Source organism: Brevibacterium sp. 1718, from assembly GCF_051131255.1.
In the GTDB taxonomy this organism is placed as follows: Bacteria; Actinomycetota; Actinomycetes; order Actinomycetales; family Brevibacteriaceae; genus Brevibacterium; species Brevibacterium sediminis.
The window spans coordinates 3,975,609-3,990,310 of the sequence record NZ_CP186550.1; the positions used below are offsets into that span (position 1 = coordinate 3,975,609).

Consider the following 14,702-nt stretch of genomic DNA (forward strand, 5'->3'; position numbering starts at 1 on the left):
AACAGACTATGGCCCGAGCTCGACACATGTGGCCGAGTTCCAAAGCGTTCCGTGGACAATTGTCGATCACGGCAGAGATGCTCCATCGTCCGACCAATGCACATCCGAGCACCGAGGCGGCCCTTCTTCGGGAAGACGTGCGCGGGTTTCGCACGATCCCATCGCTCGCCGAGGCGGCCCATCCTCGGGAGATCGAGTGCAGGTCCCATGAGCTCCGTTGGTGCACCGGGGTGTCCCATCGTTTCGATGCCGAGTGCCGTTCCGCGAAACCGAGTTCAATGACGTTTGCGCTTACCCTGGTAGTCGCGCGTCTTCGCGAGGTCTCCGGTGAAGAAGCCTGAGTTCTTCGAGGTGAAGCGGTCGATTGCGGAATTCCCGCCCTTCAGCAGCAGTCCGATCGAGGCCGCGTAGGCGACGGACGAGTGCGCTGCCCCGGCCGAGGCGAACATCGCATCGAGTTCGGCATCGGTCTTGTCCGCCAGTTCGGGGACCTTGCGCAGTTCGTCGGGGTCGTAGTCGACGGTGATCGTCGACCAGTTCTTCGTCGCCGGGTTCTCATTGCCGTCGAGATCGGGGACGAGGTCCTGTTCGTGCTCGATCGAAAGTACGTCGATTCCCGAATCGATGGCGAAGTCGGAGACCGGAGCACCGACCGTCATCAGGGCAGTGACGTTGACATCGTCGAGGAACGCGGGGTCCGCGGCCAGAGAGCCTGCGGTGATTCCTCCCTGCGAATAGCCGACGAGCATGACCTCGGCGCCGCGACCGATCCCGGCATCGGCGATCGCCTGGCGCACCATTTCGCGCATCACGGTGTCGTTGCCGGCCATGCCCTGCACGTTGGTCGTCAGGTCCGTCGTATTGTCACCCGACTTCGGAGACCAGTCGGTGGTGGCGGGGACGTAGACGATATAGCGGGTCGTCCCATCGGGTCCGACGACCTCCTCGATGCGGACCTGTCCGGAATCGGCTCCGCGGTGGCAGTTCGCTTCGCGGGAGAAGAGGTCTTCGACGTCACGCGGCGGTTCTTTGTGCGGAGCAGTCAGCCCCTTCGCCCTCCATACCTCGACATCGGAGGGCAGCAGCAGTCCGAACGCGTTCGCACCTGCCAGGACCCAGATCGTCATCGACGTCGAGTCGTGCGGCCAGAACGCGTGATCGCCTTCGGAGTCGAGGATGAAGGGAGGCAGCCCGAAGAATCCGACGACGAAGCCCGGCAGCACATGCTCGATGACGGCCCCGGTGACGTCGGACTGTTCGAACGCGAACGTGATCAGCGCCTCCTTCGCTTTCGCCTTCGTCTTGCCCAGGTCGATGCCGAACTGCTTGGTGATGACATCGTCGAGTCCGGTGACGTCGAGGATCTTCGTAACCACGACGACCTGAGCGCCGACGACGAGCGCAACGGGAATGATGACGGGCAGGCTGAGCGCGATGATGCGACCGGTCGCGTACCCGAGAGCGTCGAGCAGTCCGCCGAAGACTTCGCTGATGCCCTTCTCCGCCTGCCGGTAGGCGAAGGCAGCGGCTCGAACGGCGAGCAGTGTCGCCTCGAGTTCGAGCACCGAGGCGGTCAGCTGGGCGTGGAACCGGATCCGGCAGGCATCGAGGTTTAGCGCCGTCACCGGGGCGGGGACCTGGGTGAGCAGGGTCGCGAGGTCGAAGTCTCCGACAGCGGCGTCGACGGACAGATCACCGATATCGGCGATGACGCTCTGCAGTGCGTCTCCGCTGCCGTCGGCGCGTTCGTCGACGGTGATCCGACCGCCTCCGCGGGTCGTCGAGTCGATCATCGCGGGTCTCCTCTCATGCCCCGGTCGCTGCCGCCCTCATGCCCCGGTCTCTGCCGGTCGCTGGTGCCACGAGCCCACGGGGCCACGAACTCCCGGTCGTCAGCCGCTGCCGCCGTCAGTGCTGCCGCCGTCAACTCGGAGCTCCTGCCGTCAGCGTCCGCGTGAGCACGGTGCTCAGCAGCTTTCGCACCGCTGATTCGCCGGCGTCGACGTCATCGTCGACGGTGACGGAATCGCCGGCGCGCTCGATGACCGGCCGGAACCATGTCCCGCCCTCTCGGCGGAGGAATTCCAATCCTGTCGCACCCCGTCCGGACGCCCAGCTGAGCGTGAGCACACAGTCCTGGTCGACGAGCTCGGTGAGATCCTCGACGACGTGCCCGATCCGTCCCGGCTCGATCCGGCGCAGCAGCTGGTGCCGCGCGAAGTCTTCGAGCCCCTCCCCCTGCAACGCGAGGATCGCATGCGCGATCCCCGGCCCCAGGCACAGTGCCAGGTGGACGGTCTCGACTCCCGATGACACGACGACGCTGATGCGCGTGCGCACCCGGTTGAGTTCGGAGGCGAAGCCGCGCAGCCATGCGGTGAGCACATCGAGGTCCCGTTTCGCGCCCCCACTGCCCTCGCCCATTCCCGAGGTTGCGGCGCCAGTCCCCGAACCTGCGGCCGCAGCCCCCGAACCTGCGCCGGAGATCTCCTCCTCCGCCGAGACGGCTCGGGAGTCCCGGTCGACTCGGCGAGGGAGCAGATCGGGCGGCCAAAGACGACGCAGCCGTTCGGGCAGTCTGCTGATCCGCTCGAGGTCGACGACGATCCAACTGTCGATGTCGGCGCCCTCACGTTCGGCGGGGTGAGTGTTCACAGCTGGATCCGCCCGCCCACCGACACGACCTGCAGGTGGAGGTCATACGCCTCGGCGAGCTTCTCCGCCCTCTCCCCCAACTTGTCGATCGATTCTGCGCACGAGGCCACTCGGTCATCGAGCAGCGCTCCCGCCGGGGAATCCCATCCGTCGATCTGGCGGCAGCTCTGCGCCAGGGAGTGCAGCACCTCCGCTCGCCGCCTCCACTGCTCACGATTGCGCTCCAATTCGTCAGTGATCATGTCCCAGTCCTCCCGCCTGCCTGTTCGGCATCCGTGCCCGAATCACTCGACCGTAGGCGGCAGCGGCTCGAGCAGAGAAGCCTCGATTCCAAGGCTGGGGAAGAGCCTTGAGCATCCACAGGGCACAGGCGTCGAAGTCGCCACCGAATCCACAAGGGGCGATGCTCGAGTCTCGTGGTCCCGCCGCGCCTGGCGATCGGTCGGCGCGGACGGGTGCCGCTCCGATTCGCCGCTCATGAGAAAATGAGGGCATGCCGACTGTTTCCCTTGCCGAAATCTCGCCCGCCATCGCTCTCGGACCGCTTGATGGTCGCTACCGCAAAGACACCGCTGACCTCGTCGATCATCTCTCCGAGGCGGCGCTCAACCGCAACCGCATCATCGTTGAGATCGAATGGTTCATCCACCTCGCACAGAACTCGGTGATCGAGGGCGTTCGCACCCTCACCCCCGATGAGATCGACGGACTGCGTGCCTTCGCTGCCGACTTCGACGCCGACACCATCGCCACGCTGGCCGCTCATGAAGCCGTCACCGTCCATGACGTCAAGGCCGTCGAATACACAATCAAAGAAGCCCTAGTGACGATCGGCGCCGAGGACCTCGGCGAGCTCGTCCACTTCTGCTGCACGTCCGAAGACATCAACAACCTGTCCTGGGCGCTCGGCATCAAGGGTGCCACCGAACTGGTGTGGCTGCCGAGAGCGAAGGCCCTCATCGACGCTCTCGCCGAGTCCGCCGCGGAACTGGCCGAAGTTCCGATGCTCGCCCACACCCACGGTCAGCCGGCCACTCCGACGACGATGGGCAAGGAGCTCGCGGTCTTCATCCACCGCCTGCGTCGTCAGTACGAACGCATCGCCGCCACAGAGTTCCTCGGCAAGATCAACGGCGCCACGGGCACCTATTCGGCCCATCTGGCCGCTGTGCCGGGAGCGGATTGGCCGCAGATCGCCCGCACCTTCGTCGAAGACCGTCTCGGGCTGACCTTCAACTCGCTGACCACGCAGATCGAATCCCACGACTGGAACTCCGAGCTGTTCGCCGATATCGCTCGGTTCAACCGGATCGCACACAACCTGGCCACCGATATGTGGACCTACATCTCGATGAACTACTTCAAACAGATCCCCGTCGCCGGTGCGACCGGTTCGTCGACGATGCCGCACAAGGTCAACCCGATCCGCTTCGAGAACGCCGAAGCGAACCTCGAACTCTCCTGCGCCCTGCTCGATTCCCTCGGCTCGACGCTGATCACCTCGAGGATGCAGCGCGACCTCACCGACTCGACCTCGCAGCGCAATATCGGCGTCGCCTACGGCCACTCGGTCCTCGCGCTCAACAACCTGGTCAAGGGCCTCGGTGCGCTCGCCATCAACGAGGAGGCTCTGGCCGCCGACCTCGACGGCAACTGGGAGGTCCTCGGTGAAGCCGTCCAGTCGGTCATGCGTGCCGCCGGACTGCAGGGCGTGCCGGGAATGGACAACCCGTACGAAACGCTCAAGGAACTCACTCGCGGCAAGCGCATCAACCAGGCCGATCTGCAGACGTTCGTCGACGGTCTCGGACTGCCCGAGGAGCGTGCCGAACTGCTCAAGGCCCTCACGCCCGCCACCTACACCGGTGTCGCGGCTCAGCTCGCCGAGTCCGAGGTCTCGGACTGGAAGGCCTTCAGCGAAGGCTGATCTCAGGGCCTGACAACGCCTCGAGGCCGGTCTCCGAATGCGGAGACCGGCCTCGATGTGCATTTCCCTGGTCGGCCGACGCCGCCCTGACTCAGGCTTGGCGGGTCGCAGCCACATGACTCACGGTTCGCAGCCGCCCTCGCGAGTCAGCCTCGAGAGTCAGACGGAGGGGATGTCGAAGGTCGTCGTGAACTCCGGGACCTTCTCGTCGGTTCCCAGCACCTTGCCGGGTCCGCGTTCATAGCGGATCGTGTAGGCGTCCTGCTTCTCGTTCGGAACATAGGCGAGCCAGCCCTGGTGGGTTCCGCCGTCTCGGCGTCTGACGTCTTCGAAGGGCTCGTAGCCAGCAGCTCGCATCTCGGCTTCGAGGCCGTCGGTCTGGTCGTATCGGTAGTCCGCCCCGCCGTCTTCGGAGATCTTGAATGCTCCGGACTGGATGAGTCCGCTGTATTTCTGCCCTGGGGTGATCTTGACCTCGAGGAGGACGACTTCGCCCCCGAGTTCGATCGCCGATGCCCTCTTGGACGACTCGAAGTTCCGCACCGCAGAGAGCACCTCGATCTTGTCCTGCATCTCCGGATCCTCGAAGCTTTCGCCGATGCTGACCTGCCCCTGGCTGCCGGACGACGCTCCCGAGTCCGAACCCGTGGACCCGTCAGCCGACGAGGTCGACGACGAGGAGCCCGAGGTCGACTGATCGGAACTCGCGTCCTGACCGCCGGTCTGGTCCTGTCCGGCCTGTTCCTGGCCGTTCTGGTCGGCACTCGACTCCTGACCATTTTGGTCGCCCTGATCCTGAGCGTCGGCATTCGGCTGCTCTCCGCTCTGGCCCTGTTCAGGCTGGACGGCCTGGCTGATGAGCGAGCAGCCCGAGAAGGCGAGTGTGCAGCTGAGCAGGGCCGCAGCGGTGAAGGTGGCACGCTTCATGCGTTTCATGATGACTCCTTGATCGGTCTCTCGCACCCGGGAGTCGTTCGCCCGAATGCGTGTTCTGAAACCAACCTATGAGTTCGTCGAGCGCGAGATGTGCGCAGAGTGTGGCAGAACGGCAACGTCTGTCACCGATCCGCCGCAGCCCCCGAAGAGTCTCACTCCGCGAGGCGTCGGTGTGCCGCTTTGAGCGGGTCGCGCGAATTCCCCGGCCACGCGCTCAAGCAGGGACGAGATGCTTGTCCGCGTCCACCTCGGCGAGGGTCTTCTTGCCCATGCTGCGGGCGAGGATGAGAGTCGGGACTCCGGCGACGACGATGACGACGGTGGCGTAGATCGCCGGTGCCAGAGTGATGCCGGTCGACGACATGAGTGCCGTGGCGATGAGCGGCGAGAGACCGCCGAAGAGGACGGTGGCGACGTTGTAGCCGATCGCCATGCCGGAGAAGCGGCTCGTGCCGGTGAACTGCTCGGGCACCATAGCGGCGGCCACCGCGCTCCACCCGGCGGCGGGAATTGCGAGGAACGCAACACCGAAGACCGCCCCACTCGAGGAGCTGCCGCCCAGCAGAGCGTATGCGGGAATGATCGTGAACACGAAGACAGCCATGAGAACGGCCAGGGCGGGTTTGCGCCCGAACCTGTCGGAGGCCAGGCCGAAGAACGGGGTGACGACGATGGCGACGACGGCCGCGACCGTGCCCAGGGCCAGGGAGCCGGAGTTCGGGACCTTCGCCACCTCTTCGATGTACGTGGGCACATAGGTGATGTTGAGGAAGTAGCTGACCGAGCCGATCGAGGAGATGAGGAAGGCCACGAGGATCGCCCGCGGCTGTTCGAGGATCGCAGTGATGAGCGGGGAGCGCTCGAGGGCCGTGTCCTTCGTGCCCTTCTTCTCCTTCTCTGCCTGCTGCAGCCGTTTGAAGGTCTCGGTCTCCTCCATCATCGACCGCAGCGGAACCATGAGGATGGCGAGCACAGCACCGAGGACGAACAGCAGCCGCCAACCCCAGGAGTCCATTGCCTCGGGGCTGAGCGTATTCGCCAGCAGCGCACCGGACCCCACCGCCAAGAGGGCGCCGACCTCGCTGTTGGCCGCAGCCCAGCTGGCCGCCAATCCGCGCTTTCCCGGTCCCGCCGATTCCATGAGGAAGACCATGATTCCCGTGTATTCCGCGCCGACGGAGAATCCGGACAGGCAGCGCAGGGCGACCATGAGGACGCCTGCCCAGATGCCGATCGTGTCGTAGTTCGGGATCACCGCGATCCCGAGCATGGAGATCGCCATGAGGACCGCGGAGATGATGAGCGTCGATCGCCGTCCGATCCGATCACCGAGGTGGCCGAAGACCATCGCGCCCAAGGGCCGGAAGAGGAATCCCGCCGCGCCGACCCCGAGGGTCAGCAGCAGAGAATCCGTCTGATCGCCGAAGAACTCCTTGGTCAGGGTCGTGGCGACATAGAAGAAGATCGAGAAGTCGTACCATTCGACGACGGTGCCGAATGCGGCGACGAACATCGACCTGCGCCGGCCTCTCTCCCGCTCGCGGCTGGTCGCCTGAGTGGGTGATGCGGGATGGTTCCGATCCGACGCGGTCATTCCCCGAGCGTACCAGCACGCTCGGACATGGGATCCTGCGAAGGACTTCGGTGGAATACTGCCGAGGATTACGGCGGGGACGGGCCGGGGATTGCATTGGGAGGGCGCCGAACACGCCGGCACGGATGGCGACGCCGAAAATTATATTACCGACTAGTAGCATCCTGGCGTCGTGGTGATTACGCTGAAGGATATGGACTCACTTCTCAAACAGGACGTACGCATCCCGGTGCCGAGCCGGTACGGATCCAACGACCTCGAGGGACATCTCTTCCTCCCCACGGCCGACCCCCGTGCGGTGCTGACGATCCACCCGGCGACCGCGACTCCGGAACGCTTCTACTTCTCCTTCGCCGAGGCGGCCGCCGCGAGAGGGTTCGCCGTGATCACCTACGGCTTCCGCGGCGTCGGCGATCGAACGGAAGCTCGCGCACATCGGCACATCCGCATGCGCGACTGGATCTCCGAAGATGTGGCGGCAGCGGGTGCCTGGGCGGAGGAGAGATTTACTGATCTGCCGCATACGGCGTTGGGCCACAGCGTCGGCGGGCACGCTCTGCTCCTGGGATACGGCGGTCAGCGCCTGAGTGGAATCGCCACGGTCGCCACAGCGATGGTGGCGGCGCGCCAAATCGCACCCCGCAGCGAGCGATTTCGGGTGGAAGTCGGCCTCGGCGTCTTCGGCAGAGCGATCACTCGGGTGTTCGGGTACATGCCAGGCAGCCGAGTGGGACTCGGTGAGGACATTCCCGCTGCCGCTCTCTACGAGTGGACGAAATGGCTGCGCCGCCCCCACTTCTTCTTCGACGACCCGAGCTTCGATGCCGAGGCACGAGCCTCCCGACTGCGCACACCTGTGCTCGCCATCGGCACCTCAGACGATCCTTGGGCGACGCAGGCGTTCATCGATGCGATCACCGACCGGCTGCGACTGGCCCCGGTTACTCGTCGTACTTTCGCCCCGGAGGAGCTCGGAGTGAAGAGCATCGGACATCACGGCCTGATGCGCAGATCGACCGCCGAGGCCGCCTGGCCGGAGATCCTCGACTGGCTCGACGCGCGAGCAGCCGAAGAATAGGTCACTGCCGGAGCTCTTCCGCGCCCAGAAATATCCGATTGCGACCACTTTCCGGTCGCCAGTATCCGTTTGCGACCACTTCTCGGCTGACCGGCCCTCAACTGCGGGCGACGCCGAACACTCTCAGCCGCGGGTGACGTCGACGGACCTCAGCGCCGCGTGACGCCGAACAGCGAGTCGGTGAAGCGATTGCCGAACATGGCCTCCGGATCCAGTCGAGCCCGCAGATCGCAGAAGTCCGCGAATCGCGGATAGAGCTCGGGCAGGTCAGAAGCGGTACGAGTGTGGATCTTGCCCCAGTGCGGGCGGCCGCCGTGCCGGCACAGGATCTCCTCGACGACGCGGAAGTACTCGGCGAAGTCCTCTTTGATGAAGCGGTGGACGGCGATGTACATCGTCTCCCGCCCCGATGCCGTCGACAGCGGCACATCGTCGGCGGCGGCGCACCGAACCTCGAGGGGGAATGAGATCGCCCACCCCTTGGCTTCGATGACGTCTCGGATCTCCCGAATCGCCTCGGGCCCGGAGTCGAAGGGCAGCGCGTATTCCATCTCATTGAACCGCACCCGCCGTGGGGTGACGAACACATCGTGACCCGGCGCCCGATACGTCCGGTCTGCCACGACGGACTGAGCGATCCGATTGATCGAGGGCACCACGGCCGGGACCTTGGCACCGAGCTCGACGGCCAGCCGCAGCGCCCCGTTCTCCACCACCTCTTTGTCGAGGAGGTTGAGCCACCGGTTGCGCACCCCCGCCTCGGCGAGGTGACCCGGCCCGGCCTGCCCAGGCTCGACCCGGGTGTTCGTCTTCGTCAGCACCGAATCGGTGTGCGGGAACCAGTAGAACTCGAAATGGTCTGCCCCGCGCATCCGCTCGGTGAGCCCATCGAGGAGCTCGTCGAATCCGGCGACCTTCTCCTCGGCGATGAGGTCGAAGGCCGGCACGCACTGGAGTTCGACCTCGGTGATGACTCCGAGGACGCCGAGGCTGACCCGTGCGAGGTCGAAGATCTCCGGTTCCGCCTCGGCCGACAGTTCCCGTACTTCGCCGTCGGGGCCCATGAGGCTCAGTCCGGTGACGGTCCCGGCGAACCCGGTGAACCCGATCCCGGTGCCGTGTGTGCTCGTCGAGATCGCACCGGCAAGGGCCTGCGGATTGACGTCACCCTGGTTCTCCAGGGCCAGGCCGAAGGGTGCGAGGAGGGCGGGAATGTCCCGCAGCCGGGTGCCGGCGTGGAAGCGGACCCGGCCGGCCGCCTCGTCGGCGGCGACGATCCCCGACAGTGCGTCGAGGCTGACCATGACGTCATCGCCGGCGGCCACGGGCGTGAACGAATGCCCGGCCCCGACGACCCGCAGACGATCCCCGGCAGCTGCAGCGGCCGTGACGATTCCCGATAGCTCCTCCGCCGAGGCGGGACCCGAGAATGTGTGCGGATGTGCGTGGACGTGCCCGGCCCAGTTCCGGAACGCTCGTCGCTGCGCGGTCCGAGCGCGCGCTTGAGTGCTTCGGCCTCTGTTCATCGTGCTCACAGCACCAGTCCCTCTCCTCTGTAAGTCGACCAGGTGTCGATGATCGTCGATCCCGAGACGACGAGGAATTCGTTGAAATGTTCGGCCAGTTCGCCTGCTTTCGCATGCCTGAACCACACGAGATCCCCGATGCGCAGCGATTCCGTGCCGGGCCCGGTCAGCGGAGTCTGCACCTCGCCGGGACCCTCGAGACCGGAGTACTCGAGGCCCGGCGGCCAGGCGATGGTCGGCAGCCGGTCGGAACCAGGGACCCCCGACGCGATGAATCCGCCTTTGAAGACCGTCACCCAGCCGGGCGCAGGGCGGCGCACGACGGGTGTGACGAAGTATGCGGCCGGCCGATGCCGGAAGTGCGTATAGCCGTCGAAGAGGCCTGGGGAGAAGAGACCGGATCCGGCGGCGAGTTCGGTCAGAGTGCCCTCGACGGAGCTGGATTCGAACGAGCCGGTCCCCCCGCCGTTGACGAATTCGAGGTCGGCAACCTCGCGGACTGCGGCGATGACGGCTGCTCGCCGTTCGGCGAGTTCGGTGATCGAGGCCTTCTGCATAGCGCGCACGATCGTCTGCCGCACCGAGCGTCCGGCATCGGCGGTGCCGGCGATCTGCCCCTCGTAGAACATCATCCCGACGAGGTCGAAACCGGGCCGCGCCGCGACCTGCCGGGCAAGCGCGATGGCCGCTCGCCCGTCACGGATCGGCGAGCGCCTGGCCCCGATATGGACGCGGTCGCCCAACCAGGATTCGGCCGGTCGATAGGAGGAGTCGACGTCGATGCACACCCGCACCGAGGCGGCTCCCGCCTCGGTGAGGTTCTTCCCCTCCCCTGCCGGACCGGTCCCGTCCGAGGAGGACTTCCGCCCCGCCTCGGCGAGGTTCTCTCGGACGTCGTCGATGATGTCGAGGTGGTCCACGGAATCGATCATCAGGGTGATGTTCGTGCACGCTCCCGACTCGGCGAACATCCGACTCAGGGAAGCTCGGTCGAGGCTGGGATAGCCGATGACGATATCGCGGATGCCGCGGGCGTGGAGGAACAGCGCCTCGGGGACGGAATAGGCGAGCACCCCGGAAAATGCGGGATGGGCGAGCGCCCGGTCGATGGCGGCGGGCACGCGCAGGGACTTCGTGGCCAGGCGGATCGGCAGTCCGCGAGCCCGCTCGGCAAGGGCGTCGAGGTTCGCGTCGAAGGCGTCGAGATCGAGGACGGCGGTGGGTGCGCCGGTCCCCTTCAGCGCCCTCCGCAGATCACTCGAAACCATATTCGGTAGTCTAGCCTGCGATGACCTACGTCACAGAAAGAGGAAGCCGATGAGTACAGAGACCACCGCACGCACCTCCGAAGCAGACGCTGCCCGGACCCCTTCCGCGCATGTCACCGCGGCGCTGCGGGACTTCCTCGACACCGATCCGTACGCTGACGCCTCCGGCTCGGGCGAGGTGATGCGCGGAGTCGAGCCGTTCACCGGCCAGGAGGTCGACAGGTTCGCCCGGAACACTCCCGACGATATCGAGGCTGCCTACGCCACCGCGCGCATTGCCGGCGAGGCATGGGCCGCTCAGTCGGTCGAGCACCGAGCGAAGGTGCTCACCCGACTGCATTCCGCACTGGTCCGGAATGAGGATCTGCTCCTCGACATCATCCAGTACGAGACCGGCAAGGCCCGCATCCACGCCTATGACGAGATCCTCGATACCTTCAATGTGCTCCGCCACTACGGGGTGATGGCCGCCCGCTATCTGCGCCCCGAACGTCGGCGCGGAGCCATCCCCGTGCTCACCCGCACCGAGGTCACCCGCACCCCACTGGGCGTGATCGGCTTCATCACACCATGGAACTACCCGCTGACCCTGGGGGCGACCGACCTGTTCGCCGCCCTGACCGCCGGCAATGCCGTCGTCCACAAACCCGATTCGACGACGACGCTGACCTCGGTGTTCATGCGCAGGCTGGCGATCGCCGCCGGCCTGCCCGCCGAGGTCTGGCAGCTCGTGCCCGGGCCCTCCGCCGAGGTCGGACCCGCGCTCATGGCCGGCGCCGACGGAATCTCGTTCACCGGGTCGACGGCTGCTGGGCGGTCGATCGCCGCCGAGGCGGGGCAGCGTCTGCTCCCCGCCGCGCTCGAGCTCGGAGGCAAGAATCCCCTGATCGTGGCCGCCGATGCGGATCTGGAGAAGGCCGTCGAGGGTGCCGTGCGCGGATCGTTCTCGTCGGCCGGGCAGCTGTGCATCTCCATCGAGCGCATCTACGTCCACGAGGACCTCTATGAGACCTTCTGCGCCCATTTCGCCGAGGCGGCCCGTGCCTACCGTCTCAGCGCCGCGTTCGAGTACGGCCCGGACATGGGCACCTTGGCGGGACCGAAGCAGCTCGAGACGATCACCAACCATGTCGAGCAGGCGCGCAGCGCCGGTGCCACGGTTCTCGCCGGTGGACACCCGGTGCCCGATCTCGGCCCCTACTTCTACGCCCCGACCGTGCTCACGGATGTTCCTCCTGAGGCGGAGCTGCATCGCGAGGAGACCTTCGGTCCCGTCGTCTCCGTCTATTCGGTGCCGTCGGATGCCGCGGCGATCGCTGCGGCCAATGACAGCGACTACGGACTCTCGGCATCGGTGTACTCACGCTCCCACGGGCTTGAGATCGCGCGGCAGGTCGAGGCCGGAATGGTCAACATCAACGAGGTCTACCCGGCCAGCTGGGGATCCATCGACGCACCAGCCGGCGGAGTCAAGGCCTCGGGAATGGGCCACCGGCACGGCCCTGAGGGCCTCTTTCAGTTCATGCACTCGCACACGATCGCGCAGCAGCGCCTCCACCCGATCGCACCGGCCGGCCCCCTCGACCAGGCGAAGTTCGCGAAGGCCATGACCGGGGCGCTGCAGGCCATGCGGTCCCTGCGCATGAAGTAGGCCGGCGAAACTCAGTTGACGTTGTCGAAGAATTCGTGCACCACCGGCACGGCCGCCTCGGCGCCGAATCCGCCGTCTTCGACGAGCACGGCCACGGCCAGGTCGCCCTGGAATCCGGCGAACCACGAATGGGTGCGCGGCGGGGAGTCATTGCCGTATTCGGCTGTTCCGGTTTTGCCGTGGACGGGATCGCCGGGAACGTCCTTGAGATCGGTGGCGGTGCCCTCGGTGACGACCGCTCGCATCATCTTCGAGATCTCCTTCGCCGCTTGGCCATCAAGGGCCGGAGGATCGTCAGCCCCTTCCGCACCCGACTCGTCGACGCCGACATCGTCGAGGGCATCACCGAGCACGAGCTGCGGGTCCACGGTCTCCCCGGCCTGCACCGAGGCGGCCATCGTCGCCACGGACAGCGGGCTCGCCTGCACCTTGCCCTGACCGATCATCTGCGCAGCATGCGTGACCTCGTCGTCGGCCGGCACCGAGGCGGTCTTCGCCCCGATGCCCAATGTCGCAGCCGTCATGCCCAGCTGCTCGGCTGCTGCGATCAGGTCGTCCCCTGTGACTTCGTCCCCGGAGGAGACGAAAGCGGTGTTGCACGAGTGTGCGAAGTCGCTGGCGAAGCTGACGTCGCCGAGCACTTCATCTTCGGCGTTCTTGAACCTCTTGCCACCGACCGTCGCTGTCTGCGGGCAGTCGATCGTGTCGTCCGGCTTCACTCCGGATTCGAGGAGCGCGAGGCCCGAAGCGATCTTGAACACCGAGCCGGGAGCGTACTGGCCGCTCAGCGCTCGGTCCCAGGCCGCTCCTTCCGGGGCGTGGTTGGCCACGGCGAGGACGTGACCGTCGCTCGGTCGGATGGCGACGAGAGCTGTCGGTTTCCCGCCGGTCGCAGCCGCCTTGTCCGCGGCTTCTTGGATCCGCACATCGAGGGTGGTCTCGAGATCCTCGCCGTCTTCGGCTGTGAAGGCATGGAGACTCGTCAGCTTCGTCGTTCCGCCCGTGTCATCGCTCGCATCGCCTTTCGCGAAGACTTCGACGCCGCCGGGTCCGCTCAGCCGATTGTTGAATGTCTTCTGCAGACCCGTGCGGCCGATGATCTCGCCGGGGATGATCGTGGCCTGGGATTTCTCGATGTCGTCGGCGCTGGCCTGCCCCACGGAACCGAGGGTGGCCTGGGCGAACCCGCGGGACCGGGTCAGGGTCTGGGTATCCTCGGTGAACAGCACTCCCGGCAGATCGTGGATGGCGTCCTTGACCGACTTGTAGTCGTCTTCGCGCAGCGTCACGACGGGGACGAGCTGGTTGCCTTCGGTGTCATCGACGGACTTCTCGAGATCATCGGCGTCGAGGTCGAGGGAGTCGACACCGTCGTTGAGTCCGCTGACGAGTCGGCCGATGGTGTCGGGTTCGAGTCGATTCGGGTGGACGCCGATGTCGACGACCTTCCCCTCCTCCATGAGCACTTCATCATCGGCGCCGAGGATGTTCCCCCTCCTTCCCTGGTTCGCGCGCAGTTCGAAGCGACCGCCCTTGCCGAGCTTCGGGTGGATGGCCTTCTCCGTGAGATCTGCCCACCAGAAGAGCCCGTTCTTCTCCAGGGGCAGCTGTGAACTGTATTCCCAGGACTCTCCGTCGTTGTTCGCCCACGTCCAATCGAGTGTGGCCACGGTCCGACCGTCGGCCTCGGTGATGTCGTCGACGGTGACCGACCGCAGGTCGACTCTCGTGCCCAATGCCTTCGTGACGCGGTCGAACAGGCCCTGGGCGAGGTCCTTCTCATGCCAGATGTCCGAGCTCAGCTGCTCTTCGGCGAGGTCGTGGGCGGCCGCCTCGGCGGCGGAGGACTTCGTCATCGGCAGCCGGAAGAGAGCGAAGACTCCGGCTCCGGCGAGCAGCACGAGGACGAGGGCGACGGCCAGCCAGACCCGGGACTTCTTCGACATGGAACCATCCTCTACCGGGGTTCGCCCGATGTCCATTGCCCTGCGGCGAGACCGGCGCAACGTCGGCCCCACGACCGATTGTTGGGGCGATCCACGGCGGTTTCGGCGTTCAGAACGCCGT

Annotated in this window: 11 protein-coding genes; 3 read left to right on the forward strand and 8 right to left on the reverse strand. The window is 66.1% G+C overall.

The window, feature by feature from the left end:
- Nucleotides 1-275: 275 nt before the first annotated feature.
- The 3 genes from ACOZ9V_RS17855 to ACOZ9V_RS17865 all read right to left on the reverse strand — a co-directional run bounded on the left by ACOZ9V_RS17855 (nt 276) and on the right by ACOZ9V_RS17865 (nt 2,897).
- Nucleotides 276-1,793, reverse strand: a complete 1,518-nt coding sequence (locus tag ACOZ9V_RS17855) for a hypothetical protein (RefSeq protein WP_434592299.1) — start codon at nt 1,791-1,793, stop codon at nt 276-278.
- A gap of 130 nt (nt 1,794-1,923) precedes the next feature.
- Complete coding sequence (locus ACOZ9V_RS17860; protein ID WP_434592301.1) at nt 1,924-2,655, reverse strand: hypothetical protein; 732 nt, start codon at nt 2,653-2,655, stop codon at nt 1,924-1,926.
- Nucleotides 2,652-2,897, reverse strand: coding sequence for a hypothetical protein (locus ACOZ9V_RS17865; RefSeq protein WP_139467459.1), 246 nt, complete (start codon nt 2,895-2,897; stop codon nt 2,652-2,654). Before ACOZ9V_RS17865 ends, ACOZ9V_RS17860 begins: the two co-directional genes overlap by 4 nt.
- 251 nt (nt 2,898-3,148) lie before the next feature.
- On the opposite strand from ACOZ9V_RS17865, the gene purB reads away from it, so the two are divergent.
- On the forward strand, nt 3,149-4,582 hold the full coding sequence (gene purB / locus ACOZ9V_RS17870; protein ID WP_434592304.1) for an adenylosuccinate lyase: 1,434 nt from the start codon (nt 3,149-3,151) through the stop codon (nt 4,580-4,582).
- Between the two features lie 159 nt (nt 4,583-4,741).
- Here purB and ACOZ9V_RS17875 read toward each other — a convergent pair whose 3' ends face one another.
- Together ACOZ9V_RS17875 and ACOZ9V_RS17880 are read right to left on the reverse strand one after the other, a co-directional pair.
- Nucleotides 4,742-5,518: a transcriptional regulator gene (locus ACOZ9V_RS17875; protein WP_181271552.1), complete on the reverse strand. Its 777-nt coding sequence runs from the start codon at nt 5,516-5,518 to the stop codon at nt 4,742-4,744.
- 214 nt (nt 5,519-5,732) lie between these two features.
- Nucleotides 5,733-7,112, reverse strand: coding sequence for an MFS transporter (locus ACOZ9V_RS17880; RefSeq protein ID WP_101547017.1), 1,380 nt, complete (start codon nt 7,110-7,112; stop codon nt 5,733-5,735).
- A 193-nt stretch (nt 7,113-7,305) separates the two neighbouring features.
- Between ACOZ9V_RS17880 and ACOZ9V_RS17885 the strand changes: the two genes are divergently transcribed.
- Entirely contained in the window at nt 7,306-8,190 is an 885-nt protein-coding gene (locus ACOZ9V_RS17885; protein ID WP_139467463.1) for an alpha/beta hydrolase family protein, read from the forward strand.
- Nucleotides 8,191-8,339: 149 nt separating this feature from the next.
- On the opposite strand, the gene ACOZ9V_RS17890 is transcribed toward ACOZ9V_RS17885, so the two are convergent.
- A complete protein-coding gene (locus ACOZ9V_RS17890) occupies nt 8,340-9,716 on the reverse strand; it encodes a D-arabinono-1,4-lactone oxidase (protein WP_434595444.1) in 1,377 nt (458 codons plus the stop codon).
- A 5-nt stretch (nt 9,717-9,721) separates the two neighbouring features.
- The gene (locus ACOZ9V_RS17895; protein WP_434592308.1) at nt 9,722-10,984 is read right to left on the reverse strand and encodes an amino acid deaminase/aldolase; all 1,263 of its coding nucleotides are present in this window, start codon (nt 10,982-10,984) and stop codon (nt 9,722-9,724) included.
- Between the two features lie 49 nt (nt 10,985-11,033).
- On the opposite strand from ACOZ9V_RS17895, the gene ACOZ9V_RS17900 reads away from it, so the two are divergent.
- Nucleotides 11,034-12,635, forward strand: coding sequence for a succinic semialdehyde dehydrogenase (locus ACOZ9V_RS17900; protein WP_181271555.1), 1,602 nt, complete (start codon nt 11,034-11,036; stop codon nt 12,633-12,635).
- An 11-nt stretch (nt 12,636-12,646) separates the two neighbouring features.
- On the opposite strand, the gene ACOZ9V_RS17905 is transcribed toward ACOZ9V_RS17900, so the two are convergent.
- A complete protein-coding gene (locus tag ACOZ9V_RS17905) occupies nt 12,647-14,581 on the reverse strand; it encodes a penicillin-binding transpeptidase domain-containing protein (RefSeq protein WP_434592311.1) in 1,935 nt (644 codons plus the stop codon).
- Between the last annotated feature and the right edge of the window lie 121 nt (nt 14,582-14,702).